At 70.2% G+C, this 23,995-nt stretch carries 19 protein-coding genes; 12 read left to right on the forward strand and 7 right to left on the reverse strand.

Annotation, left to right across the window (positions count from 1 at the left end; all coding sequences use genetic code 11):
- Together KEG57_RS06395 and KEG57_RS06400 are read right to left on the reverse strand one after the other, a co-directional pair.
- Positions 1-1,050 (reverse strand): NAD(P)-dependent alcohol dehydrogenase, encoded by a 1,050-nt coding sequence (locus KEG57_RS06395; RefSeq protein WP_272417143.1) that lies wholly within the window; start codon positions 1,048-1,050, stop codon positions 1-3.
- 51 nt (positions 1,051-1,101) lie between these two features.
- Entirely contained in the window at positions 1,102-4,803 is a 3,702-nt protein-coding gene (locus KEG57_RS06400; protein ID WP_272417718.1) for a serine/threonine-protein kinase, read from the reverse strand.
- Positions 4,804-4,969: 166 nt separating this feature from the next.
- On the opposite strand from KEG57_RS06400, the gene KEG57_RS06405 reads away from it, so the two are divergent.
- The 3 genes from KEG57_RS06405 to KEG57_RS06415 all read left to right on the forward strand — a co-directional run bounded on the left by KEG57_RS06405 (position 4,970) and on the right by KEG57_RS06415 (position 8,193).
- Positions 4,970-5,971 (forward strand): tetratricopeptide repeat protein, encoded by a 1,002-nt coding sequence (locus KEG57_RS06405; RefSeq protein ID WP_272417144.1) that lies wholly within the window; start codon positions 4,970-4,972, stop codon positions 5,969-5,971.
- Positions 5,968-6,993: a tetratricopeptide repeat protein gene (locus tag KEG57_RS06410; RefSeq protein WP_272417145.1), complete on the forward strand. Its 1,026-nt coding sequence runs from the start codon at positions 5,968-5,970 to the stop codon at positions 6,991-6,993. Before KEG57_RS06405 ends, KEG57_RS06410 begins: the two co-directional genes overlap by 4 nt.
- 72 nt (positions 6,994-7,065) lie before the next feature.
- The gene (locus KEG57_RS06415) at positions 7,066-8,193 is read left to right on the forward strand and encodes a hypothetical protein (RefSeq protein WP_272417146.1); all 1,128 of its coding nucleotides are present in this window, start codon (positions 7,066-7,068) and stop codon (positions 8,191-8,193) included.
- Here KEG57_RS06415 and KEG57_RS06420 read toward each other — a convergent pair.
- The 4 genes from KEG57_RS06420 to KEG57_RS06435 all read right to left on the reverse strand — a co-directional run bounded on the left by KEG57_RS06420 (position 8,190) and on the right by KEG57_RS06435 (position 14,096).
- Entirely contained in the window at positions 8,190-8,825 is a 636-nt protein-coding gene (locus KEG57_RS06420) for a hypothetical protein (protein ID WP_272417147.1), read from the reverse strand. The two genes, KEG57_RS06415 and KEG57_RS06420, sit on opposite strands and share 4 nt — an antisense overlap.
- Before the next feature lie 31 nt (positions 8,826-8,856).
- Complete coding sequence (locus tag KEG57_RS06425; RefSeq protein ID WP_272458274.1) at positions 8,857-10,884, reverse strand: hypothetical protein; 2,028 nt, start codon at positions 10,882-10,884, stop codon at positions 8,857-8,859.
- A 29-nt stretch (positions 10,885-10,913) separates the two neighbouring features.
- Positions 10,914-13,223 (reverse strand): S16 family serine protease, encoded by a 2,310-nt coding sequence (locus KEG57_RS55480; protein WP_272417149.1) that lies wholly within the window; start codon positions 13,221-13,223, stop codon positions 10,914-10,916.
- A 108-nt stretch (positions 13,224-13,331) separates the two neighbouring features.
- The gene (locus KEG57_RS06435; RefSeq protein ID WP_272417150.1) at positions 13,332-14,096 is read right to left on the reverse strand and encodes a hypothetical protein; all 765 of its coding nucleotides are present in this window, start codon (positions 14,094-14,096) and stop codon (positions 13,332-13,334) included.
- Positions 14,097-14,271: 175 nt separating this feature from the next.
- Here KEG57_RS06435 and KEG57_RS06440 point away from each other — a divergent pair, with 175 nt between their 5' ends.
- Complete coding sequence (locus KEG57_RS06440; protein WP_272417151.1) at positions 14,272-14,424, forward strand: hypothetical protein; 153 nt, start codon at positions 14,272-14,274, stop codon at positions 14,422-14,424.
- Positions 14,425-14,469: 45 nt separating this feature from the next.
- Here KEG57_RS06440 and KEG57_RS06445 read toward each other — a convergent pair whose 3' ends face one another.
- Positions 14,470-14,598, reverse strand: a complete 129-nt coding sequence (locus KEG57_RS06445; protein WP_272417152.1) for a hypothetical protein — start codon at positions 14,596-14,598, stop codon at positions 14,470-14,472.
- A gap of 236 nt (positions 14,599-14,834) precedes the next feature.
- Between KEG57_RS06445 and KEG57_RS56435 the strand changes: the two genes are divergently transcribed.
- From KEG57_RS56435 to KEG57_RS06485, 8 genes are all read left to right on the forward strand, one after another.
- A complete protein-coding gene (locus KEG57_RS56435; protein ID WP_272417153.1) occupies positions 14,835-16,454 on the forward strand; it encodes a hydroxymethylglutaryl-CoA lyase-like TIM-barrel protein in 1,620 nt (539 codons plus the stop codon).
- A 2-nt stretch (positions 16,455-16,456) separates the two neighbouring features.
- The gene (locus tag KEG57_RS06455; RefSeq protein ID WP_272417154.1) at positions 16,457-18,787 is read left to right on the forward strand and encodes a xanthine dehydrogenase family protein molybdopterin-binding subunit; all 2,331 of its coding nucleotides are present in this window, start codon (positions 16,457-16,459) and stop codon (positions 18,785-18,787) included.
- 7 nt (positions 18,788-18,794) lie between these two features.
- Positions 18,795-19,790 (forward strand): FAD binding domain-containing protein, encoded by a 996-nt coding sequence (locus KEG57_RS06460; RefSeq protein WP_272458275.1) that lies wholly within the window; start codon positions 18,795-18,797, stop codon positions 19,788-19,790.
- A 148-nt stretch (positions 19,791-19,938) separates the two neighbouring features.
- Positions 19,939-20,925 carry a hypothetical protein gene (locus KEG57_RS06465; RefSeq protein WP_272458276.1) on the forward strand — a complete coding sequence of 329 codons (987 nt, stop codon included), beginning with the start codon at positions 19,939-19,941 and terminating at the stop codon, positions 20,923-20,925.
- Between the two features lie 206 nt (positions 20,926-21,131).
- Positions 21,132-22,250, forward strand: a complete 1,119-nt coding sequence (locus tag KEG57_RS06470; protein ID WP_272458277.1) for a hypothetical protein — start codon at positions 21,132-21,134, stop codon at positions 22,248-22,250.
- Positions 22,251-22,483: 233 nt separating this feature from the next.
- Entirely contained in the window at positions 22,484-22,840 is a 357-nt protein-coding gene (locus tag KEG57_RS06475) for an NADH-quinone oxidoreductase subunit A (protein WP_272417158.1), read from the forward strand.
- Positions 22,828-23,415, forward strand: a complete 588-nt coding sequence (locus KEG57_RS06480) for an NADH-quinone oxidoreductase subunit B (RefSeq protein WP_272417159.1) — start codon at positions 22,828-22,830, stop codon at positions 23,413-23,415. The genes KEG57_RS06475 and KEG57_RS06480 overlap by 13 nt, the downstream gene beginning before the upstream one ends.
- Positions 23,412-23,993 (forward strand): NADH-quinone oxidoreductase subunit C, encoded by a 582-nt coding sequence (locus tag KEG57_RS06485; protein WP_272417160.1) that lies wholly within the window; start codon positions 23,412-23,414, stop codon positions 23,991-23,993. Before KEG57_RS06480 ends, KEG57_RS06485 begins: the two co-directional genes overlap by 4 nt.
- Positions 23,994-23,995 lie beyond the last annotated feature (2 nt).

Below are 23,995 nucleotides of genomic sequence, written 5' to 3' on the forward strand. Positions count from 1 at the left end.
TCAAACGGACACGCTCTTCATGTCGATCACGAAGCGATAACGAACGTCGCCTTTGACGGTCCGGTCGTACGCCTCGTTGATCTGCTGCATCGGGATCACCTCGACGTCGGAGGTGATCCCCTTCTCGCCGCAATAATCGAGCATCTCCTGCGTCTCGGCGATGCCGCCGATGAGCGAGCCCGCGAGCGTCTTGCGTCCCATGACGAGGCCAAACGCCGCGATGGGGAGCGGCTTCTCCGGCGCGCCCACGAGCACGATCGTGCCGTCGCGGCGGAGGAGGCCGAGCAGCGCATTGACGTCGTGCATCGCTGAGACGGTGTCGAGGATGAAGTCGAACGACCCCATCGCCTTGGCCATCGCGCTCGGATCGCTGCTCACCAGGAATTGGCTCGCGCCGAGCCGGCGCGCGTCGGCCTCTTTGCGCGCCGACGTGCTGATCACCGTGACCTCGGCGCCGAACGACGCGGCGAACTTCACGCCCATGTGCCCGAGTCCGCCGAGGCCGACGACGCCGACGCGCTGCCCCGGGCTCACCTTCCAGTGGCGCAGCGGCGAATACGTCGTGATGCCGGCGCAGAGCAGGGGCGCCGCGGCCGCGGGATCGATGCCTTCCGGCACGCGCAGCACGTAGTTCTCGTCCGTCACGATGACGTCGGAGTACCCGCCGAACGTCGGCGTTTTGCCGTCGCGCTCGACGCCGTTGTACGTGAGGACCATCCCGCCCGTGCAGAACTGCTCGGTCCCTTCCTTGCAGCTCCCACATTCGCGGCACGAATCGACGAAGCAGCCGACGCCGACCAGATCGCCCTCGCGGAACTTGGTGACGCCCTTGCCCTTCCGGGTCACGCGGCCGACGATCTCGTGGCCCGGCACCATGGGAAAGGTCGAATTGCCCCACTCGCCTCGGACCTGATGAATGTCGGAATGGCAGACCCCGCAGTAAAGGATCTGGATGACGACGTCGTGGTCGCCGGGATCACGCCGATCGAACGCGAACGGCGCGAGGCCAGACTGTGCATTTTGCGCGGCGTAGCCTTGGGCTTTGATCATCCGTCCTGCGTACACGGAAAGCAAAGGCGCGGCAACCGCAGCGCAAGGTGGTCACATCCCCGCTTCCTCCTCCAAAAGAGCGGGGACGAACCCTTCCACCGTCGCGAGCGCTTCGAGCAGCCCCGTGCGCGGCACCGTGCTTTGCAATCCAACCGATTGCGGCGCGCGCACGGTTCGACTCGGCATCACCTGCGCCGTCGACGACACGGACGTCGGGTTTTGCCCTCCGCGCGTCGTCAAGAGCCGCGACGGCGAGACCTGCTGCGCCGGCAAACTCCATTCGCCCGAGGCGCGGCTGCGCGCTTGTTTGCTCCGCCAGTAATCGCGCGGGCGCATGCCGGCCGCGCGCGCGTCGAGGTCGGGGATTCGCGGCCAGAAGCCGCCGTTCGCCGTGCCGAGCGATTGCGCGAGCGCCTCGTGCCGGGCCCGCACGTTCGCCGCGTCCTCGCCGAGCCGCACCTCGGCGAGTGACTCCGCGAATCGCTCGAGCGCGCCGAGCAGGAGCGCGCGCTGGCCCGCGACGATGAGGCGCGACGTGGCCTCTTCGCCGAGCCGACGAACCTCCCGCGGATCGCCGCGCCGGAGCGCGGTGACGTGCATGCGGCCGAGGAGACCGAGGCAGGCGGCCCGCTCGTCGCCGTTCGGGCCCGTGCCCTGCTCGATGGCGCGCTCGTACGAGAGGAGCGCGTCGGCGAGGTGGCCCTCGACGAGGTGCACGTCGCCGAGAAACGCCTGCCCGAGGGCGCGGCCGAGGTTCGTGCCCACGATGCGCGCGAGGTTCAGCGCGTTCGTGACGAGCATGCGGGCGCGGTGCAGGTGGCCGACGTGGAACTGGTGACGGCCCGCGTAGAGCGTGCCCAGGTAGAGGTAGTGGCCGCCGAGCTTGTGCTCCTCGGCGTACGCGAGGAGCTGCGCTGTCGAGCTCACGCCGAGATCCCAGTCGTACCGCGCCTCCGCGAGGAGCGCGCACGCATGCCACGCGCCGAGCAGACGTGCAGGATCGGCGAGCTGCTCGGCGAGGTGGGCGGCGGCCTGGATCTCGCGCTCGGCGCCGTCGAGATCGCCGGTCGAGCCGAGGGCCACGCCGTAGAGGCTCCGCGCGTGGCAGAGCTCGACGAGGTCACCTTCGCGCTCGGCGAGCGAAGAGCCCGCGGCGAGGGAGCGCGCGGCCTCCTCGACGAAGCCGCGGGCGAGATCGACGCGGCCAAGGACGTTCGTCGCGGCGGTCCTGTGCCGTTCGAGGGAGGGATCCTTTCCCGCCGTGGCGATCGATTGCTCGGCGTGGCGGCGCGCCTCCGTGAGCTCGCCGCGCACCTCGTGCACGCGGGCGCGCGCGGCGCCGAGCATGGCCGAGGCCGCGGGCGTGTCTGCGGTGCATCGCTCGACGAGCTTGTGCAGCTCCTCCGTGCCACCGAGCAACCAGCGCATGCGCACGAGCTCGGCGGTGGCGACGAGCTGGATGCGACGCTGCTCCGGGGAGGCGGGGAGCGTGGCGACGAGCTCGATCGCGCGGTGGAGCTTCTGGCCGGCGCCGGGATCGTTTCCGGGGCTCGCGAGGACCGCCGTGAGGTATGCGTCCGCCGCCTTCTGCTTCTCGCCGGCACGCTCGAGGTGGCGCGCGAGCGTGTCGGGATCGGCGCCGCGTCGTTCGAGCTGGCGGGCGATGCGCAGGTGGTGCTCGCGTAGATCGGCGCGCACCGCGCGTCGTTCGAGCTGTTCGAGCACGACGTCGTGCACGAACGTGGTGGACGTCCGCTCGTCGACCAGGAGGCAACGGTTTTCGGCCTCCTCGAGGGCGCGATCGATGCGCTCGATCGAGAAGAGCCCGAGCGCGCGCAGGTCCGAGCGCAGGAAGTGACGGCCGAGGAGCGCGGCCACGCCGAGCACTTCGCGCGCCTCGGGCGAGAGGCTGTCGACGCCGCGGCGGAGCGCTTCGGTGATCGTGGCCGGGGCGCGGTAATCGGCGAGGTTGCGCGAGCCGAGGGACAACGTGCCGAACGTGGTTCGACTGACGAACCCCTCGACTTCGAGGTTCCGGATCACCTGGATCCCGAAGAGCGGGTTTCCCGCGGCGAGCAGCGGCACGTGCCGTTCGAGCTCGCGCAGGATCGACTCGTCTCCGCCGCGCGCGAGCTCGGCGAGCAGCCGCCCGTTCTCCTCGCGATCGAGCGGACCGAGATCCATGAGCGCCGCGCCGCGCCAGGCCACGCGCAGCGGGGGTCGCGTCGTGCCCAGCAAAAACACCTTCGCGAGGCCGAGCGTCCCCGAGAGGAGCTCCAGCACGGCGAGCGTCGCCTCGTCGCCCCAGTGCATGTCCTCGATGGCGACGAGTACGGGCAGGTCGGCCGCGATGCGCGTGACGAGCCTGCGCACGAGCTCGGCCACCCGCCTGGCCGATGACGGCCGGAGCAACGTTCGCCGCGCGTCGGCGTCGCCGAGGCCGCGGCCGAGCTCGGGGACGAGCGCCGTGAGCAGCTCCGCGTCCTCTTCGTTCGCCGCGTCGATCGCGGCCTGCACGAGCGCGCCCGTCATGCTCTTGCGCCGCGTGGCCGTGGCGACGCGGCTCAGCGCCTCGCGCAGCGGCGAGTACGGCACGAGCGCGCTGAGCTCGCGGCAGCGCGCGTAGATCACTACCGCCGCGCCGTCCTGCTCGACGACGTTCAAGAGCTCCGAGACGAGCCGGCTCTTGCCGATCCCCGCGTCCCCCACGATCACCACGGGCGACGCCGTGCGGGACGTCGTGCCGAGCACGCGCGAGGCGAGCAGCGACAGCTCGCTCTCGCGCCCCACGAACGGCGCCTCCTCGGTGTTGTGCCGCGGCGGTAGCGACGTCATCCGCCCGCTCTGCGGCACCCGCGGAGTCTGCGGCCCGCGCTCTCCGTCCGGCTCCTCGCCGCGCAGCGTGTCGTAGTAGACCTCCTTCAGCCGCGCGCAGAGCTGCGCCGCGCTCCCCGGCCGCTGCGATGGATCCTGCGCGAGCAGCTCGTCGATCAGCGCCGCGATCGCGGGCGGCACGCTCGGGGCCACGTCGCGCAGCGGCACCATCTCGCCGACGGTCCGGTTCATCATGATCGTCCGCTGCCCGCGGCCTTCGAACGGCAATTTCCCCGAGACGAGCTCGTAGAGGATCGTCCCGAGCGCGTAGAGATCCATGCGTGGATCGGGCCGCGCGCGTCCGCTGCGCAGGCACTCCGGCGCCATGTAGCCCACGGTCCCCGCGGTCACGCGTGTATCGTCCGGCTGCCAGCTCGACGTGAGCGTGGCGAGCCCGAAATCGAGCACTTTGACCCGTGGCTCGTGCGGATCGACGATCACGATGTTGCTCGGCTTGAGGTCGAGGTGCAGCACGCCGCGCGCGTGGCAGTGCGCGAGCGCCTCGGCCACCTTGCGCATGAGCCGCACCGCATCGAGCGTATCGAGCGCACCGACGCGCTCGAGGTAGGTGTCGAGCGTCTCGCCGGCCGCGATCTCCATCGCGAGGTAAAACCCCACGCCCTCGACGAACCCGTAGCCGTAGAGCTGGATCAGCGAGGGATGATCGAGCTTGAGCAGCGCCTCGATCTCGTTCTGCTGGCTGATGAGCCGCTCGGCCGTGAGCTCGGCCGCCGTCGTCTTGAAGACCTTCAGCGCGGCGAGGACCCCGGCGTCGCTTCGCGCGCGGAACACGGCTCCGAACCCACCTTCGCCGAGGAGATCCTCGATGGTGTAGTCCCCGACCCGTGCCCCTCGCTCGAGCCAGCGGTCGCCCTCCATCACATCGAACCCTTCGAGGTCGTTCTTTCTGCTTCTACAGACTGCCGGAGGCGAAGCCCGAAAGATACGGCCAAGACGCGACGAATGCGTGCGCTCTCTCCGTCCGTGCTCGCCCTCGCGCGGACCGCGTGATGCGCGCCACGCGGCGGGTCGGTATACTGCGCCCGTGATCCCGAGCGTCTTCCTCGCCTCGATCGTCCTCGCGTCTCCGACGCCTCCATCGAGCGGACAAGGCGCGAGCCTCGTCGCCGCCGCGGCCGCGTCGGGGCGTCCGCAGGAGTGCGCTTCGACCGTCCGGCGTGGATTGTCCCGACGTCCCACGGTCTGGGAGCTCGCGCGCGCCCCGGAGCTCGGCCGGTATTGCGACCTCGTCGCGCGCGCCAAGGCACTGCTCGGCTCGGACCCAGCCGCCGCGAAGAGCGCCGCCGAGAACGCCGAAAAGGTGCTGCCCGGGTACGCCGCACCGCGTGTGCTCCTCGCTCGCTCGGCCCTCGCGCTCGGCAAGATCGACGACGCCGCGCGCGAGTTCGAGGCCGCGCGCGGAAAGGATCCGCGCAGCGTCGAGGACCCGCCCACGATGCACGACCTCGCCGAGGTCCTTCGCCGCACGGGCAAACTCGAGGACGCGCTCGCCGTCTACCGCGCGCTCGTGCCGCGCATCGACCTGCTCGGCTCGCCCGATCGCCGCGTCGCCGTGCTGCTCGAAGCCGCGCACGTCTCCATGGCCGTCGCGGCCTCGCGCGCGGCGAGCGGCGCCGCGCCTGCCGAAGCGCCGGTCGCCGAGCCGAAGCGCGCGCCGCTCGACGAGGCCGCGGCGTACCTGCGTGAAGCGCGGCAACGCCCGCCGAGCGCGCTCTCCGGGGACGTGCTCCTCTCGCTCGTGCTCGTCCTCGATCGCAACGGCGATCGCGTGCAGGCCGACGCGGCGCTCGCCGATGCGCGCGCCTCGGGCGTTCGCCTGCGCGCGGGCGGCCCGAGTTACCTCGCGGCGACCGAGGACAAGTCTTGCCTCGAAGCGCTCGCGGCCGAGGGCGCGGCCGCCGTGAAACTCTGGGAGACGTACCTCGCCGGCCCTGGCGGAAAGACCCCGTGGGCGGCCTCCGCGCGGGCGCGGCTCGAAGCCGCGAAGAAGGCGCCGCGTCCCGCCGGCGCGAAGGGAGGCCCGTGAAACGAAGGTTTTTTGTTGCCGCTTTCGTCGCGGCCGCGCTCCTCTCCGTGCCCCTCGCGGGCGAGGCGCTCGCCGAGCCTTCCGTGTGGCTCAAGGCGCGTGATCCTGTCGCCGCGTCGCGTGCCACGCTCCTCGAAGAGGCCGATCAGTTCCTCCTCAAGCACGACCTCGCGCAGAGCGAGTCCATCTTCGACGCGACCCCCGCCGTCGACCTCCTGCGCATGCGGGACGTCTACCTGCTCGAAGCGCTCAAGCGCCTCGAACAAGCCGGCGGCGCGGAGAGCCCCGATCCGCGCGTGCGTTTGCGCATGGGCCACGTGCTGCGCCGGCTCGGTCAGGACCGCAAGCCGCTGAACCCGGGCCGCATCGAGGAGGCGATCCGCGTGCTCCTCACCGTCGCGCACGGCAGCGCGCCGCAAGCGATCACGACCTCCGCGTGGAACGAGCTCGCGATTGCGTACGCCGTCCTCGGCAAGCGCGATCAAGAGGTCCACGCGTACGGCCAGGCGCTCGCGCACGAGCCACTCGGCCATCACCGCGCCGTCCTCTTCGCCAACCGCGCCGAGTCGTACATGGGCATGGGCCGCCTCGATGACGCGATTCAGGGCTACCGCGAGGCGCTCCGCTCGCTCTTGCCGATCGAGATGTTCCAGTACGGCGTCACCGCCCTCTGGGGCCTCGCCGTCGCCACCGATCGCGACGGCGACCTCGACGGCGCGCTCGCCTCGATCGCGCTCGCCCGCGCCTACGACCGCGACGATCGCAAGATCCACGAGCCGAGCTGGTTCTTCTCACCGCCGCACGACGAGGCCTGGTACGAGGCGCTCGGCGCGTGGAGCGCGGCGCGCAGCACGGACCTCGGCGCGGTGCGTGCCGAGGCGTACACGCGGGCCATCGAGGCCTGGGAGGCGTACCTCGAACGTGCGCCCGACGACGATCGCTGGATCCCGCTCGGCCGCGTGCGCCTCGAAGCTTGCAAGAAAGAGCGGGAGCGCGTCCTTCAGGCCGCGCGAAGGCGCTGACATCGCACAGACCTCTTTACGGTGACCCAAGGACGCTCCACGCTCCACTGTCACCACGGCGGAGGGCGTTCGTTGAAGCGGGATTCGCTCTTCGAGGAGTCGGTAGTCTGGTCGGGGCGCCCCAAGGTCGTCACGTGCCCGGTGCTCTACCAGATCGCGGCCGCGATCGCGGGCGTCGTCTCGGCGATCACCACCGCCTCGGCCGTCGTCGTCGCCACCGCGCTCGGATCGAGCCCCGGCACGCTCCTCGCGTTCGCTGCGTGGACGGCCATCCTCGCCGTCGCCTTCGCGCTCGGCCCCAAGTGGTGGCGCAGCGAGCTCGAGTTCGTCGTGACCGAGCGCCACGTCATCCTCCATCGCGGCCGGCTCCGCCGCATGATGGATCGATCCGCGATCAGCTTCGCCCGCATTCATTGGGACCCGCAGCGTCCTGGCATCGGCGACCTCGAGCTCGTGCGCGCCGTGCCCACGGGCGCCTTGCGCCGCCGCCTCGCGATCGTCTTCCACGGCCTCGTCGCGCCCGACCGCGTCTGGGCCATCGTCCGTGGCGTCACGCCTTCCACCCCGGCGGGCGACGGCCAGCGCCTCCTCGCGCAGCGCCTCGACGATGGCGAGCGTGTCCTCTGGTCGGGCCATCCGCCCGACGGCTTTCGCAAATGGCTCCCGTCGAGCGGACGCGCGGCGCTTGGCCTCCTGCTCGGCGTCGGCCTCTTCGCCGCGGCGATCGTCTCGTCGACCCACGCCGTGCACGCGGCGCGTACCGTCGTGCGTGGTGGCCTCTCGCCCGAGTCGCTCTCCTTCTTCGCGCTCGTCACCTCGCTCGCGCTCACGATCCTCCTGCTCGTCTCGGCGGGCGTGCTCGTCGTGTATGCCTCGATCGTCCGGCCTGCGCGGCTCGAAACGCGCACGCGTTACTGGGTGACGAACCGGCGTGTCCTCATCCAGCGCGGCGACGAGGAGCTGCACCTCGAGCGCACGCGCATCGTCGACGTCATCGACAGCCCGGCGGCTGGCGGGCTCAACGATCTTTTCCTGGTGCTCGACGGCCCGCGCGCGCGCGCCTTTGCGTCGAGCGGCGCGTTTGGCGAACGTGACACCGAGGGCCTCCAGCCCGTGCTCCGCCGCATCACGGACCCGGAGGCCGTGCGCCGGATCATCCTGCGCGCGCCCAGCGAGCCGGCGATCCCGTCGGTGGCTTAAACGCGGGGCTTGCGCGCTTCTTCGAGCAGCATCCGCGCGCAGGTGATCGCGTCCTCCGCCGCGGGCGTGTCGGCGCGCAACTCCAGCGCTTCGGCGTTCATCGTGACGAGCCACGTTCCTTTGGGGAACGAATCGATCCATCCGGTGAGGGCCGCGATATCGATCGCCGCGCCCGCTTCGTTCTCGATCACGAGCTTGACGCCGCCCGGCGTGACCAGCGTCGGCGACTCGCCGGGGAGGCCCTCGCGCCGTTCGAGGGAGGTCTGCACGGGCGGCCGCACCTTCACCCCTGCGGGGAAACCGGGCGGGCCTTTGGCTTCGAGCTTCATCCAGTCGACGAGCTTGTCCTCTTTGAACGAGCCCGCGAAAACTGCGGGCGAGCCCATCCGCAAGGTGACGCCGTCGCTCGCTTCGGGCGCATGCAGCCGGAACGTGGTGGGAATCTCGGCGTCCTGCTCCGCGACGAACCCGAGAGCTTTCGCGACGGCGTTCGCGCGCTCGACGCTCCTTTGCAGCGCGCGGCGCTCCGTGCGGGGGTGCGGGCTCATGCTGGTGGGGTGCGGCCTCATGCGGTTCCCTGCGATGAGCGCGAAGAGCAGGGCGCCGAGGATTCCGAGGAGCAGGGCGGGCATCGAGGGGAAGGGTGTACCACGCGATCCGGGATCACGCATCGTCGTCTTCGTCCATCCAGTCCCCGCCGGACGTCGCCTCGGCCTTCGCCGTGTCGTCGGCGGGCTTCTTGGGCAAGCCGAGCCTCTCGCGGGTCGAGTACAGGTTCGAGCGCACGAGCGCGCGGTGGTCGGGGGCGCGCTCGATCAGCCGATCGAAGATGGGCAGATCGTCGACCGTCGCCTTCGCGGTGAGGCACATCGAGATCGGCATCGCGAGCTCCGGGTGCTCCTCGAAGGCCGCGAGTGCGCGATCGAGCAGCGCGTGATCCTCCGGGTGCCAGGGCCCCTCGGGCAGCACGCTGAGGATGCGCATCCAGTCCCCGTACTCGTGCGAGGTGTTCGCTTCCCGGGCGCGGCGCAGCGCGGTCCACTCGTCCTCGGTGACGGGGCCCGAGAGCTCCTCCGGCCCGAGGAACGGCGCATGTTCGGCGCGTGCCTTCTGGCGTGCTTCCTCCTTGCCTGCGCTCGTCAAGGCTCTGGAGAAGAACATGGGCGCGACGCCGCCCCAGAGCTCGGAGATCGCCGAGACCACGTTGAGCGCCTCCATGCACGCGAGCTCTCCACGCCGGAGCGCGGCGCGTAGCGGCGTGATGGCCATCTTGGTCAACGAGGAGTCGGCGACGAGCAGGCCCCGCAGACGCGTGTCCTCGCAGAGGCGAGCCGCGAGCTCGAGCCGGCTCCCGTCCGTCTCCGCGGCGTGCGCGTCCGTCAGGATGCACCGCAACGCCCAGCGCGTGAGCTTGTCGTCGTCGCTCCGCAAGGCCTGCTCCACGGCGGGGCGGAGCTGCTCGAACGGCGCCTTTTGCAGGAGCTTGTCGATGTTCCCGGCCATCCGCGACCAGGCGCCTGGATACCCGGCGAGGCGCGCCGCGAGCAGGCGCTCCGAGAGCGCTCCGGGCCTCGCGTTCTTCGCGCCGAGCACGTTCGCGATCTTGTTCATGATGAAGTCCATCCGGCTCGCCGTCTCGGGCGCTTCGAGGACCAGCTCGACGATCGGCGCGAGGTCCGCGCCCGGAGGCATCACCTCCTCCACGAGCTCGGCGGCCAGGAAGTAAGCCGTGGACACCTCGTCGCGCACCGAGGCTGGCGCGGACAGCGCGTACTTCGCGAGCGCGAGGCCCACCACCACGGCCCGATCGTGCGGCAGCGTCGCGACCATCGCTTTGTGATCGGGCGTCAGGTGGAACGCGCGGGCCTTGGCCCAGCCCGAAAGCACCCGGAGGAACGCCTCGATGCCGCCTTTGCGTGACAAGAGGTGCGCCCCCGTCAGGGGCATCCTCGTGTCGTGGTTGCCGCCCGACGCGAGCGTCGTCTCCAGCACGTCGACGGCGATCGGGTCCGGCAGCTTCGCGACGAGCTCGGTGAACTCGCGGTCCTGCTTCATCAAGGCCCAGCGGGACTCGTCGAGCATCGCCGAGATGCGCTCGATCGGCTCGCGGAGGGCCTCGGCGTCCGCCGCGGGCAGGTGCGCGAGGGGATCACGTTGCCACTTGCCTGCCCACCAGTGCAGCTCGCCACGCGAGGCCAGCGCCTCCTGCGCGGGCTTGCGCACGTCGGCGATGGGGTCCTTGGCCAGCGTCTCGAGGAGCTTGATGGCGCGCTCGTTCGTCGGGCGCAGGCCCGCGGCGATCACGGCGCGGATGTCGTCGTTCGGGCTCGCGGCGAACGCCGCCACGCTGTCGTTCACCGGCGCGCCTCGCCGGAGCAGCTCCCCGAGCCCTTCGGCCACGACGTCCGTGTCCTTGTCGGCGTGATCGTCCCACCCGCCTTGTTCCTCCAGCAGCGTCGCGACGAGCTGGAGCAGCGACGCGTCTCCGAGCAGGCCTGCCGCGGTCGCGCAGAACCGCATGGCCTCCTTCGCGCCGCGGAAGACGAGGTTGTCGAGCCGCTGCGCGTCCGGATCGTTCCACGCGGTGTCGTCGTCGTGCCCCTCGTGCAGGACCTCCATCAGCGTGATGGCGCGGCGCGCGATCGTGCGGATCTCCTCGGCCGTCGCGAGCAGCGGATACTGTTTGGGCATGAGCGCGTCCTTTCCCTCGGCGCGCTGTCCTACGACGGGAAGAGCGCGCGGTATACCTCGTCGATCGTGCGCACGAAGGTCACGTCGAGATGGATGTCCTCGGGGACATCGGCTCGGTTCGCCTCGGGGATCACCACGCGCGCGAGACCCGCGCGCTCGGCGGCGATGAGCTTCGCGCGGATGCCGCCGACGGCGAGCACGCGGCCGCTCAGGGAGAGCTCCCCGGTGAGCGCGGTATCGGCGGGCGCCGGCCTGCCCGAGAGGGCCGAGACCAGCGCGGCGAAGATGGCCGTCCCGGCGCTCGGACCGTCCTTCGCGAGGCTCGCCTCGGGCACGTGCACGTGCACATCGGTCGCCGCGAGCCTGCCCGGCTCGACGCCGTAGCGGCTCGTCTCGGCGCGCACGTGCGAGAACGCCGCGCGGACGGACTCCTTCAGCACGTCGCCGAGGTTGCCCGTCGACACGAGCTCGCCGCGCCCCGCCATGGTCGCGGCCTCCACGAACAGCACCGAGCCGCCGCCGGGTCCGACGGAGAGGCCGGTCGTGACGCCGATGGGAAGCGCGCCGAGCGCCTTCGCCTTCGTGAAGCGCGGCGGACCGAGCACGGCCTCGACCTCGGCCTGGGTGATCGGCGGGGCTTGCTCCTCGCCGGCGGCGTCGGCTTCGCCTTGCTCTCGGCGCGTGACGAGCGCGAGGGCGCGGGCGCGGAGCACCGTCGCGAGCGTGTGACGGAGCTGCCGGACGCCGGCCTCGCGTGTGTAGCCGTCGATGAGCGCCATCACGGCGTCGTCCTCGATCGCGGGCGTCTTCGGCAACCCGATCTCGGCGCGCAGCCGATCGAGCAGGTGCGTCCGCAGGATCATGGTCTTCTCGACGGCCGTGTATCCCTCGATCTCGCAGAGCTCCAGCCGGTCGAGCAGCGTCGGGTGGATCTGGGACGTGTCGTTCGCCGTGGCCACGAAGAGCACGTGCGACAGGTCGTACGGCACGCCGAGGAAGTTGTCCTGGAAGTGGGGGTTTTGCTCCGGGTCCAGCACCTCGAGCAGCGCGGCCATGGGGCTGCGGGCGCGCCCTTCGCCGATCTTGTCGATCTCGTCGAGCAAGACGAGCGCGCTCGCGCTGCCTGCCTCCGCGATGGCGCGCAGGATCCGGCCTGCCGACGCGGCGACGTAGCTCAGACGGTGGCCGCGGATCTCGCTCTCGTCGTGCACGCCGCCGAGCGCGACGCGTGCGAACGGGCGCCCGAGGGCCTCGGCCATCGCGCGGGCGATGGTCGTCTTGCCGACGCCGGGCGGGCCGGCGAGGCAGAGGATCATCGAAGCGTTCTCGCCGCCGAGCTTGCGCACGGCGAGGTACTCGGCGACGCGCCGCTTCGGCTTCTCCAGGCCGTGGTGACCACGATCGAGCGCGGCGCGCACGGCGGCGAGATCGATCGGGCGCTCCGGGTCTGGCTGCCAGGGCAGGCGCGCCATGAAGTCGAGGTGGTTCGTGTACGTGGAGTAGTCGTGGTGGTTCGACTGCATGCCCCGCAAGAGGCGCAGCTCGCGCTTGGCCGTCTCACGCGCGAGCTTGGGCATCCCTGCTTGCGACAGCTTGCGCTGGAGCCGGGCGAGGTCGTCGCCTTCCTCGGCGATCGCGGGATCGTGCAGGTCGAGCCGCTTCTGGAGCTCCACGATCTGCGACCAGAGCTTCTGCCGGAGGGCCTTCGGCACCTCGGGTTTGGCCATCGCCTGGCGCAGCATCGCTTCGAGCTCGGAGGCGGCGTGTCGACCCTCGGCGCGGGACGCGAGGAGCAGCGCGACGCGGCGGATCCCTTCTTCGAGCGGGTGTTGCGTGAGCTCGGCGAGCTCGCTCTTGCCGGAGACCGCGCGCGTGGCGGCGGCGAGCGCGGTGCGCAGGGGGGCGTGGAAGTCCAGGGGCTCGGGCACCGCGCCTTCGTCGAGGGCGGCGAAGAGCAGGTGGGCGGCGGAGAGCAGCGCCTTCGTGTCCGGCGTGGGCTCGTCCTCGTCGGGCGTGTCCACGTCGGCCGTGTACGGGGGCTCCTTGCCGCGCGCCGCCACGAGCCGACCTCTTCGGAGGCCGGCGAGCGTGAGGGAAGCTGCGTCGACGGAGACGATCCGACACGTCGTGCCCCACCTGCCGGTGACCAGCGAGGGCAGCTCGACCGACGAGGTGATCGTGACGGCGAGGATCTCCGCGGGGAGTTTTCCGTCGCGGGCGACGCGCGACAGCGCGACGAGGGCGACCGTGTCGATGGCGGGCACGGCGAACGTGCGTTCTTCGCCGGGGAGGATGGCCTCTTCGAGGAGGCCGACGAGGGGGAGCTGTGTACGCGCCACGTTCGTGCAAGCGAGGGTCCGAGGGCAGGGATTGCCCGTGGACGGACCGGGGTTTTACCGGTCCAACGGTGTGGTGCGCCAGCCAGATTCGGTGGGGGGAGGCGCGGGTTACGCCGGAATCGTGGTGGCGTCCGCTCGAACCGGCGGGGTGCGTGCGGCGGGCGCGTCTTCCGGGACCTCGTCGTCCGTCACCTCGACGTCTTTTCCGCCGGGCGTCGTGCGCAGGAACCCGAGCTGCCGCAGCAGGCCGCGCTGGGTGATGGCCCTCCGGGCGATGGCGCTCCATTCGAGGTACCAGGCCCAGAGCGCCGCCTCGGCCTTCTCGAAGGTCTCGTCCTCGGCGGCGATCTTTTCCAGATCGGGCAACGGCCCGTCGACGTTGCGGAGTTTTCCGAGCAGCGCCTTGGCCTCGTCGACCACCATCTCCGTGAGCCCGCGCTGGGCGAGCAGGGCTCGGGCATCTTTCCCGGCCTGGCCGAATCCGCCGTTCCATTCGGGGTTGTCGATGGTGTCGAGTCGTTCGACGAAGGTGCCGACGGAGACGATGACGGCCATGCCGTCGGTCTGGGAGAGGTTGCGGAAGACCTGCGCGTGAATCTCCGGCGCGTGCCGCGTCAAGGTGGCATCCGCGATGACGAACCATTGATTCTCCCAGGCGTCGAGGGCGCGCAGGGCGTCGGGGTCCGTGGTGGGCGGCGCCTCGACGAAATCGAGTTTTGTGCGCGTCACGTTTTTGAGAAGCGACCATCCCTCGTCGAGGTCGACGTTCGTGAAGCCGTGCCGGGCGAGGGGGGCGGCGATCCGCGGGTTGCGGAGGGCGATGAGGAGCTTGAGGACGCGTTCGGCCTTCTGACCAATGGTGAGCCTTGCCATGATGGAAACCTCCCTATGGGGGTGGACCCAGGTAGTTCCCGTCCAGAACGCGTGTGAACCCGATCATGAACGACGCAATCGTGCTCTCGGAAGGTGCGTCCCCCGCTCCGGAAGGCGGATCCCCCCGGGGACTCGGTGGGCGGAGGCGGGGATCGAGCTCGGGGAGCGGGGGAGTGTGAAGTCGGATACGGGGATCGAGCTCGGGGAGCAGGGGATCGACCTGCGGGAGCAGGGGATCGAGCTCGGGGAGCAGGGGAGTGTAGGGGCGGATACGGGGATCGGGGGTTCGGAGCGGGGGATGTTGCTTTCGAAGTTGCCGATCGCTTGATCGGCTGCTTGCGCTTCGAGGTACGTGCCCCTCGACGCCGCGGAGTTAGGAGAGCGCGGGCGCAGGCGTCTGCCACGCATTGAGGGCGAGGTTCTGCACAAGCGATTGGTGCTTTTCGAGGAGGGTCATGATCTTCCTTGCGAAGAGCAAGGCCAATGCCAGTCGCCATTCCACGCCTCGACGCGGCTTTCTTGGCGGCCCAATGACCCTCGCGGGCCCTCCGACCGGCCGAACGCCGAGGTAATGGGCTGGATGGAGGGGGCGCGTACTGCAACAGATACAGTAACGTTACAGCCGTCCTCCGCCGCACCGCGCCATAGCTTTTTCCCCGTACGTCCCCGCGATCCAGCGTCCCGGCCGAACCTCGTTCCGTGGTACTCATCACCTCGGAATCACTCCCGGGGGTTGCCATGTACGACTGGAACGACAGCGTCCCGTCCGTCGATGGATCGGGCCGCGTGCTCTCCCTCTCCGGCGGGCCTGTGCGGCGCGACTTCGCGCGCAGGGTGCGGCCCGTGAAGGTCGTCGACGAGACCCTCCGGGATGGATTGCAGAGCGCCGCCGGCTACCAGCCCGACGCCGCGCAGAAGATCGATCTCCTCTACGCCATGGCCGCGATCGGCGTCGACGTCGTCAGCGTCGGCCTCCCCGCCGCCGGCCTCGTCAATGCCGAGGATTGTTTCCTCCTCTGCCGCGAGATCGTCCGCTCCAAGCTCCGCGTCGTCCCCACCGCCGCCGCGCGCACCGTCGTCGCCGACGTCCACGGCATCGCCCGCGCCGCCGATCGCGCCGGCATCCCCATCGAGGTCTACGCCTTCATCGGCAGCTCCCCCATTCGCCTCGCCGTCGAAAACTGGGACACGGACTTCCTCATCGGCGCCATCACCGCCGCCGCGCGCGAGGCCAAGGCCGCGGGCTTGCCCTTCTGCCTCGTCACCGAGGACACCACCCGCTCGAACCCCGAGGTCCTCCGCAGCCTCTACAGCGCCGCCATCGAAGCGGGCGCGGGCCGCATTTGCCTCTGCGACACCACCGGCCACGTCACGCCGTACGGCATCGAGGCGCTCGTCGGGTTCGCGCGGCGCACCCTCGACGAGCTCGGCGCGCGGCACGTCGAGCTCGACTGGCACGGGCACAACGACCGCGGCATCGGCCTGCCGAACGCGCTCTGGGCGGCCGCCTCGGGCGTCGATCGCGTGCATGGTACCGGCCTCGGCGTCGGCGAGCGGGTCGGCAATACCAGCCTCGAATTGCTCGTCGAGAACCTCGGCCTGCTCGGCGCGCGTCCGCGTGTGCCCGAGGCGCGCCTCGTCGAGTATTGCGAGCTCGCCTCCCGCGCGCTCCGGTATCCCATCCCCGCGGGACATCCGATCGCCGGCGCAAACATGCGCGGCGCGCGTTTCGAGGTACGCCCTTACCACGCGACGCCCGAGGAGGCGCCTGCATCCGAGCCCTTGGAGCCCATGGAAAAACTCGTCCCGATGTGCATGAAGATCGGCGGCAGCGCCGTCGCGCTCGCCGTCCCTCCGCGCAGGACGCTGCTCGAAGCGCTGCGGTACGACCTCGACCTCGTCGGCACGAAGCAGGGCTGTGACAAGGGGGACTGCGGCGCGTGTACGGTCGTCGTGGACGGCGTCGCGATCCTCTCTTGCCTCACGCTCGCGCTCGACGCGGACGGCAAGGAGGTCCGCACCGTCGAGACGCTCGAAGGCGCGCCGCACATCGACGCGCTGCTCGACGGCTTCGACAGGCTCGGCGGCGGGCAGTGCGGCTTCTGCACGCCCGGCATGCTCATGACCGCGACGGCGCTGCTCGACAGGAACCCGTGTCCCACGCGTGACGAGATCAAGTGCGCGATCGCGGGCAACCTCTGCCGCTGTACGGGCTACGGGAAGATCGTCGACGCGATCGAGCTCGCGGCGCAGATCCGTCGCGGCGAGGCGGAGGCGGGCGTGGGCTTGCCGGGGATCGAGAACACGCCGCCGCCGTTGCCTTCGAACAAGAGCTCGCGCGAGGGGAGGCAGGGCTAGCCATGACGGACACGCGAAAGCCGAGTGAGCTCCGAGGCCTCGTCGGCAGCCGCACGCGCACGCTGCTCGCGCCGCGCGTGACCGGGCAGGTCCGCTACACCGACGACATCCACCTGCCGCGCATGCTGTGGGGTCGGATCGTCCGCAGCCCTCATCCACACGCGCGCATCGTGCGCATCGACGCGACACGCGCGCTCGCGAAGCCGGGTGTCATCGCCGTCATCACGGGCAAGGACATGCCCGAGCGCTTCGGCATCATCCCGTGGACACCGGACGAGTACCCGCTCGCCCTCGATTGCGCGCGTTTCGTCGGTGATGCCGTCGCCGCGGTCGCCGCGACCGACGAGCGCATCGCGCACGAGGCCGCGGAGCTCGTGGACGTCGAGTACGAGGTGCTGCCGGCCGCGACCGATCTGCAGACGGCGATCGACAAGCCCGAGGTGGGGCTCGGCAAGGGCGGCAAGGACAACGTCTCGAAGGAGGTCGACCTCGCGTTCGGGGACGTCGACGCCGCGCTCGCCGGGAGCGACGTCGTCATCACGGGCGACTACTACTACGAGGGCAGCGCGCACGTTCCGATCGAGACCCACTGCGCCATCGGGAACCTCGACAAGAACGGCCTGCTCACGGTCTGGTCGACGACGCAGGTGCCGCACTACCTGCACCGCGAGCTCTCGCGCGTCTTGCGCGTCCCGCCCACGCGCATCCGCGTCATCCAGCCGCCCGTCGGCGGCGCGTTCGGCGGCAAGAGCGAGCCTTTTTCGCTCGAGTTCTGCGCGGCCAAGCTCGCGATGATCACGGGCCGCCCCGTCAAGTTCCTCTACACGCGCGAAGAAGAGTTTTACGCGCATCGCGGGCGGCACCCGATGCAGATCCACATGAAGGTCGGCGCGAGCCGCGACGGCAAGCTCACGGGCGTCGACGCGCGCACCTTCATCGACGGCGGCGCCTACTCGTCGTTTGGTCTCGTCACGACGTACTACTCGGGCCAGCTCCTCACGCTGCCCGCGTTCGCCGACACCTACCGCTTCCGCTCGACGCGCCTCTTCACGAACAAGCCTCCGTGCGGCCCGAAGCGCGGCCACGGCAGCGTGCAGCCGCGTTTCGCGTTCGAGGTCTCGCTCGACAAGATCTCCCGCGCGCTCGGGATCGATCCGATCGAGCTGCGAAGGAAAAACCTCGTCCCGCCGAACACGACCACGCTGAACGGCCTGCGCGTCACCTCGAACGGCATCGAGCAGTGCCTCGACGCGGTCGAGAAGGCGAGCGGCTGGAAGGATCGCTTCGGCAAGCTGCCCAAGGGGCGCGGGCTCGGCGTGGCCACGAGCGCGTACATCAGCGGGACGAACTACGCGATCTACCCGAACGCGATGCCCCAGAGCGCCGTGCAGCTCAAGGTCGATCGCTCGGGCGTCGTGACGGTCTTTTCAGGTCAAAGCGAAATCGGTCAGGGCTGCGACCTGATGCTCGCGGTGCTCGTCGCCGACGAGCTCGGCCTGGATCTCGGGTCGGTGCGTGTCATCTCCGGCGACACGGACCTCACGCCCGTCGACCTCGGCGCTTACTCCTCGCGCGGCACGTTCATGAACGGCAACGCGTGCCTCATGGCCGCGCGCGAGATCAAGAGCAAGCTCGTCGCCGCCGTCGCCGAGAAGCTCGACGTCGATCCGCGGAACGTGCTCGTCACGCGCGGCGCGCTCGTGGTCGTGCACGATCCGGCGCGCGGCGTCCCCGTCACCGAGGCCATCCAGCTCGCCGAGGCGAAGTTCGGCACGCTCGGCGCCGTCGGTCACTACAACACGCCGAAGCTCGGCGGCGACTACCGCGGCGGCACCATCGGCGCCTCGCCCGCGTACTCGTTCACCGCGCACGTCGCCGAGGTCTCGGTCGACCCGCGCTCGGGGTTCGTTCGCGTCGAGAAGATCTGGGTCGCGCACGACTGCGGCAAGGCGCTCTGTCCCGTGATCGTGGAGGGGCAGATGGAAGGATCGGCATATATGGGCGCGGCCGAGGCGCTGCTCGAAGAGCACGTGATCGGTCCCGACGGGCTGCACAAGGGGCCGAACCTGCTCGACTACCGCATCCCGACGAGCCTCGACGTCCCGGACCTCCACGCGCTCATCGTCGAGTCCGAGGATCAAGAGGGCCCGCTCGGCGCCAAGGAGTCGGGCGAGGGCCCGCTGCACCCGTCGATCCCGGCCATCGCGAACGCCATCTTCGACGCCGTCGGCGTACGCATCGACAGGCTCCCGTTCTCGCCCGCGCGCGTGCTCGCGGCCCTGCGGAAGAAGCAGGCCGACGAGCAAGCTGCGGCGACTGCTGCTGCGGAGTGAGGTCTTCATGTTGCCGCTGCCCGTCTTCGATCATCACAAGCCGCGCACCCTCTCGGCGGCGCTCGATCTGCTCGCGCGCCTCGGCGACAAGGCCGTCGTCATCGCCGGCGGCACCGACGTGCTGCCCAACATGAAGCAGGGGCTCGTGGAGCCGGAGCACGTCGTCTCCATCGGGGGCATCGAGGAGCTGCGCGGCATCTCGCTCGTGCGCGAGGGCGACGACGACAAGCTCGTCCTCGGCGCCGGCGCGCGCCTCGCCGAGATCGAGAGCTCGATCCTCGTGCGTCGCATCGCGCCCGCGCTCGCCGAGGCCGCGGGCCAGGTGGGCGGACCGCATCACCGCGCCATGGGCACGCTCGGCGGCAACATCTGCCTCGACACGCGCTGCCGCTACTACAACCAGACCTACTTCTGGCGCAAATCGCTGGGCTTTTGCCTCAAGAAGGACGGCACGGTCTGCCACGTCGTGCGCGGCGGATCACGCTGCGTCGCCGCCGCCTCGAACGACACGGCACCCGCGCTCATCGCGCTCGAAGCCGACCTCCATCTCCTCGGCCCGCGCGGCGCGCGTGTCGTAAAGGCTCACGATTTTTACGTGGCCGACGGCGTGAAGAACACCGTGCTCGAACCCGGCGAGCTCGTCGTGCGTGTCTCCATCACGCGAAACCCCGGCCGCCGTTCGAGCTTCGAAAAGCTGCGGCGCAGGAACGCGATCGACTTTCCGCTGCTCTCGATCGCCGTGAGGCTCGACGTGTCCGGCGTGGAGACCACGCGCGTCGACGGCGCGGACGTCGTCGTCTCGGCGCTCGGCGCTCGCCCGCGCCGCATCCGAGCCGCCTCGAAGATCCGTCCCGGGACCCCCTTCGACGTCGCCGCCCGCGAGCTCGCCGAGGGCGCCTACGCCGAGTGCAAGCCTCTCCCGAACGTCGATGACGACACCGAGTGGCGCCGCGAGATGGTCCCCGCCCTCGTCGAGCGCGCCGTCACGCGCCTCGAAGGTTGAAGGCCGAGATCCGAGGCAAATTGCGATCCTCCCTGCCGGCGCCTCGGACCCACGACGGTCCCTGACCCCGCGACGGGAGCGCGGATCCCCGCGCGCCTCCAAATTCCTCCCTTGCAGCGCCGACGCGCGCGGACCAAGGTCCTCGTAGGTGCGCTTTCTCCCGTTCGTCCTCGTCGCCACCGGGTTTCATTTTTTCATCCCGGTCGTCGCTCGAGTCGCGCCGCGGCCTCAAGGGCCGCTCCTCGCGATCTCGACCGGCATGGCGCGGCGCATGGAGATCGACATCGAGAACGTCCCGATCGAGCCGATGCGCCCGGACGAACCCCGTCCCGAGCGTGAGCCGGATCCGGCCGTCGCGATGAACGACACGCGCCCGCGCACGACGGAGTCCGTCGACCCGCGCATCGTGGATCCGACGACCGCGCAACCGAACAACAACACCGAGCCGCAGCAGGTCGAGCCCGTGCCGACGGGCACGCCTTCGGCGGGCCCGCCCGACGAGTACGGCGCGCCGCCGCCGCCGGTGCCCGGAGGCCCTGGGATCCCCGGGATCGGCGGCCCCGTGTGGGCGATGCCCGGCGTCATCCCCGAGGCCGGCAAGCCAAAGCCCGCGCCCACCACGGTCGGGCCTCCGCCGGAGGTCGATCGCAAGATCGCGGGCCGCGTGATCACCGACGTGATGCGCGAAAAAGATCGACAGCTCGGCCTGGATCTGCCGGGCGCGGGCACGATCGCGTCCGTCGTCTCGGATGTCGTGCGCGGCTCGGGCACGCCCGACGTCGCACGCGCGACGCTCGAAGTGCGCATCGCGCCCGGCGGTCGCGTGGCGAGCGTGCGTGTCGTGCGTTCGTCGGCGGGCAACGCGGGCGACTGGAGCGCGGTCGCGGGCGCGGTGAGCGGCAGGCTCGCGAGCCGTCAGTTCACGCTGCCGGAGTCGTACGCGCAGGGCGCGATCGTGATGGTCGAAGTCGTCTCGCAGTTGCAGATGCCCGACGGCAGCACGGGCGGCACGAACATCAACAAGGGCGGGGGGAGCGACAGCCTCGGCGGCAGCGTGAGCTTCGACGTGGCGAACATCGGCGCGCGACCCAAGCGCCACGTGCGCGCCTCCGCGAGCGCCCGCCCGGCGACCTGATCCGCCGAACCGCGCAAAATTCGCGGCCACGACGTCGATTGGTGGGCCTGCCCCCAGGTTTTTGCGGATTTTGTGGCACGAAGCACAAAATTCTTCGCAGAAGGGGGCTTTTCGACGACCCGATGGACGGGCAAGACTGCTCGCGGCGACGACCACGGGCGGTGACATCCCGCGCGGCTCGTGCGACTCTCCCCAATCTCCCGCTCATGGCGAAGGAACGAGTTTTCTCTCTCGATGCGGTCCGCACCGACGGCTGGTTCGAACGCATCGGCGATGGGATCGGCAGCTTTCAGGCTCTCTGCGACATCGTCGGCGAGACGTTCTTCGCCTTTTCGATGATCACGGGAGCGCGCATCACCGCGCTCACGGTCGACCGCCGCAACCCCGACAACACCCTCGTCGACTTCGTCATCGCGCCTCCGGGCGACGAGGAAGAAGAGAGCGAGGTCCAGCGGCTCACGCTCGCCGATTTCCGGCATCGGCTCGTCGGCGCGCTCCTCACCGAGGACGCGACGCCAGGGCCCCCCGAGCGCGACACGGACATCGAAGCGCTGCAGCTCCACATCGGCGTGCGCTACCTGCTGCTCGCGCCGCTCTTCGGCTACAGCCTGCGCAAGCTCTACGTCGACGGTCGCACCTCGAGGCTGCTCGTCCTGCGTGACGGCCTCGAGCAAACCTACGAGCTCGGCGAGTTCCGGGCGCGCATCCGCGCGCACGTGCGCGAAGAGCTCGAGCGCGCTTCGGCGGGCTCGCGCTCGGCGATCGATCTGACGCGCGTGGCCGAGGCCGAGGCGGCGAGCCAGCGCGGCGATTGGTCGCGCGTGGTGCAGCTCCTCGGCGCGTGGCCGGCGCCGCTCGCGATCTTCCTTCGCACGCCCGAGGGGCAGATGCTCACGACCGATGCGCGCGCGCTCATCGCGAAGGGGCTCGGCTTGCTCGGCACGGCGTGCGTCAAGCTCGGCGAAGAGCACCAGGGCGAGGAGGTCATGCGCCTCGCGGTGCAGTACGCGCAGGATGGGGCGGCGGCGGCGGACATCTTCCGTCGGCTCGGGGAAGCGCAGCTCGAGAACGGGCGTGCAGGGGAGGCCATCGGTGGGCTCCGGCGCGCGGCGAGCCTCGGCGCGCCGCCCAAGCTCATCTGGCCGCTCCTGGCGAAGGCGTACGTGAAGCGGCAGCGCTACGTGGCCGCGTTCGCGTGTGTGCGGGAGGCTCGCGCGGCGGGCGTGCCCGACGCCGAGCTCATCGAGGAGATCCGCGAGATCGAGGCCCGGCTCGGCACGGCGCTGACGGCGTTCCGTGGGCTCGTGCTGAGCTCCAGGAGTTGACGGGCGCGCAGGTGGCCCCATACCCCCTGGCCGCGCAATTGACACCCCAGAACCCCAAAGCTACATAGCCGCGGCGATTGTGCCGAGATCGCACGGATTTCGATGCATCTCGGAGCCTGCCAGCGTCCGCTCGTGATCGCGAGCGATCGCGAGCGAGGACCCACCTTCTCGGTCGGCACTAGAACCGGAGTACACCGCGTACCCCGGAGCACCCGGAGCACCCGGAGCAAACGATGTCCACCTACGTCCCCCTGTTCCTGCTCTTCATCGTGGCAGCGGTCCTCGCGGGCGCGCTGTTCACGATCAGCACCGTGCTCGGGCCGAAGAACCCGACGCCCGAGAAGATGATCCCGTACGAGTGCGGGAGCGAAACGACGGGCGGTCGCTTCGTCAAGCCGAGCGTCAAGTTCTACCTCACGGCGATCCTCTTCGTCGTCTTCGACATCGAAGCGGTGCTCATCTACCCGTGGACGGTGGAGTTCAAGAACCTCGGCTGGATCGGCCTCGCGACCATGGGGTCGTTCATCCTCATGCTCGTGGTGGCGCTGCTCTACGTCTGGAAAAAAGGAGCCCTCGAATGGGAGAAGTGACCTCAGGCGGCGCTGGCACGACGATTCAGGTCCTCGAGGGATCGGAGACCGGGTTCGCCACGACGCGCTTCAACGACCTCCTCAACTGGGCGAGGAAGTACTCGCTGTTCCAGTACCCGTTCATCACGGCGTGCTGCGCCATGGAGTTCATGGCCATGGCGAGCCCGCGGTTCGACATGGCGCGCTTCGGCGCCGAGGCGCCGCGCTTCTCGCCGCGCCAGTCGGACCTGCTCTGGGTCGTGGGCACGATCAGCCAGCGCCAGGCGCCCGCGCTCAAGCGCATCTACGAGCAGATGGCGGACCCGAAGTACGTCTTCGCCTTCGGCACGTGCGCGTCGTGCGGCGGCTTCTACGACAACTACACGACGCTCGCGGGCATCGACAAAGTCATCCCCGTCGACGTCTACGTCCCTGGCTGCCCCCCGCGCCCCGAGGCCGTGATCGATGGGCTCCTCCTGCTGCAGGACAAGATCGCGCGTGGTGACCGCACGCCGGCGATCGTGAAGCCGCGCCGCGACCCCACCGTGCAAGCGGGCAACCTCGTGAGGCTCGGCAAGAAGAGCACCGCAACATGAGCAAGCGCGTCCTCGAAATCCTGAAGAGCAAGTTCGGCGGCGACATCTACGAGACCCACTCGCAGTTCGGCGACGACACCGCCGTGGTGAACCCCGAGAAGTGGCGCGAGATCGCGCGCTTTCTCCGGGACGACTCGCAGTGCGCGATGAACATGTTCGTCGACCTCACCGCCGTCGATTACCTCGGCCGGCAGACGCCGCGCTTCGAGGTCGTGCTGCACCTGCGCTCGCTGGAGAGGGGCCACCGCATCCGGCTGAAGGCGCGCATCGGCGACGACGACGCGAACGGCGTGGAGATCGACTCGGTCGTGCCCGTGTGGAAAGGCGCGAACTGGTTCGAGCGCGAGTGCTTCGACATGTTCGGCGTGACCTTCAAGGGCCACCCCGATCTGCGGCGGATCCTGATGTACCCCGAGTTCGTCGGGTACCCGCTTCGCAAGGACTATCCGGCGGACAAGATCCAGCCGCTCGTCGAGCTGCGCAACGTCCCCGACAAACTACCCCCCTTCGGCATCGACGAGGGCATGCCGTTCGGGCGTCAGACCCACGACTACCCGCGGGGCGAGGAGACGAACTGACC

It is taken from the genome of Polyangium jinanense (genome assembly GCF_028435365.1).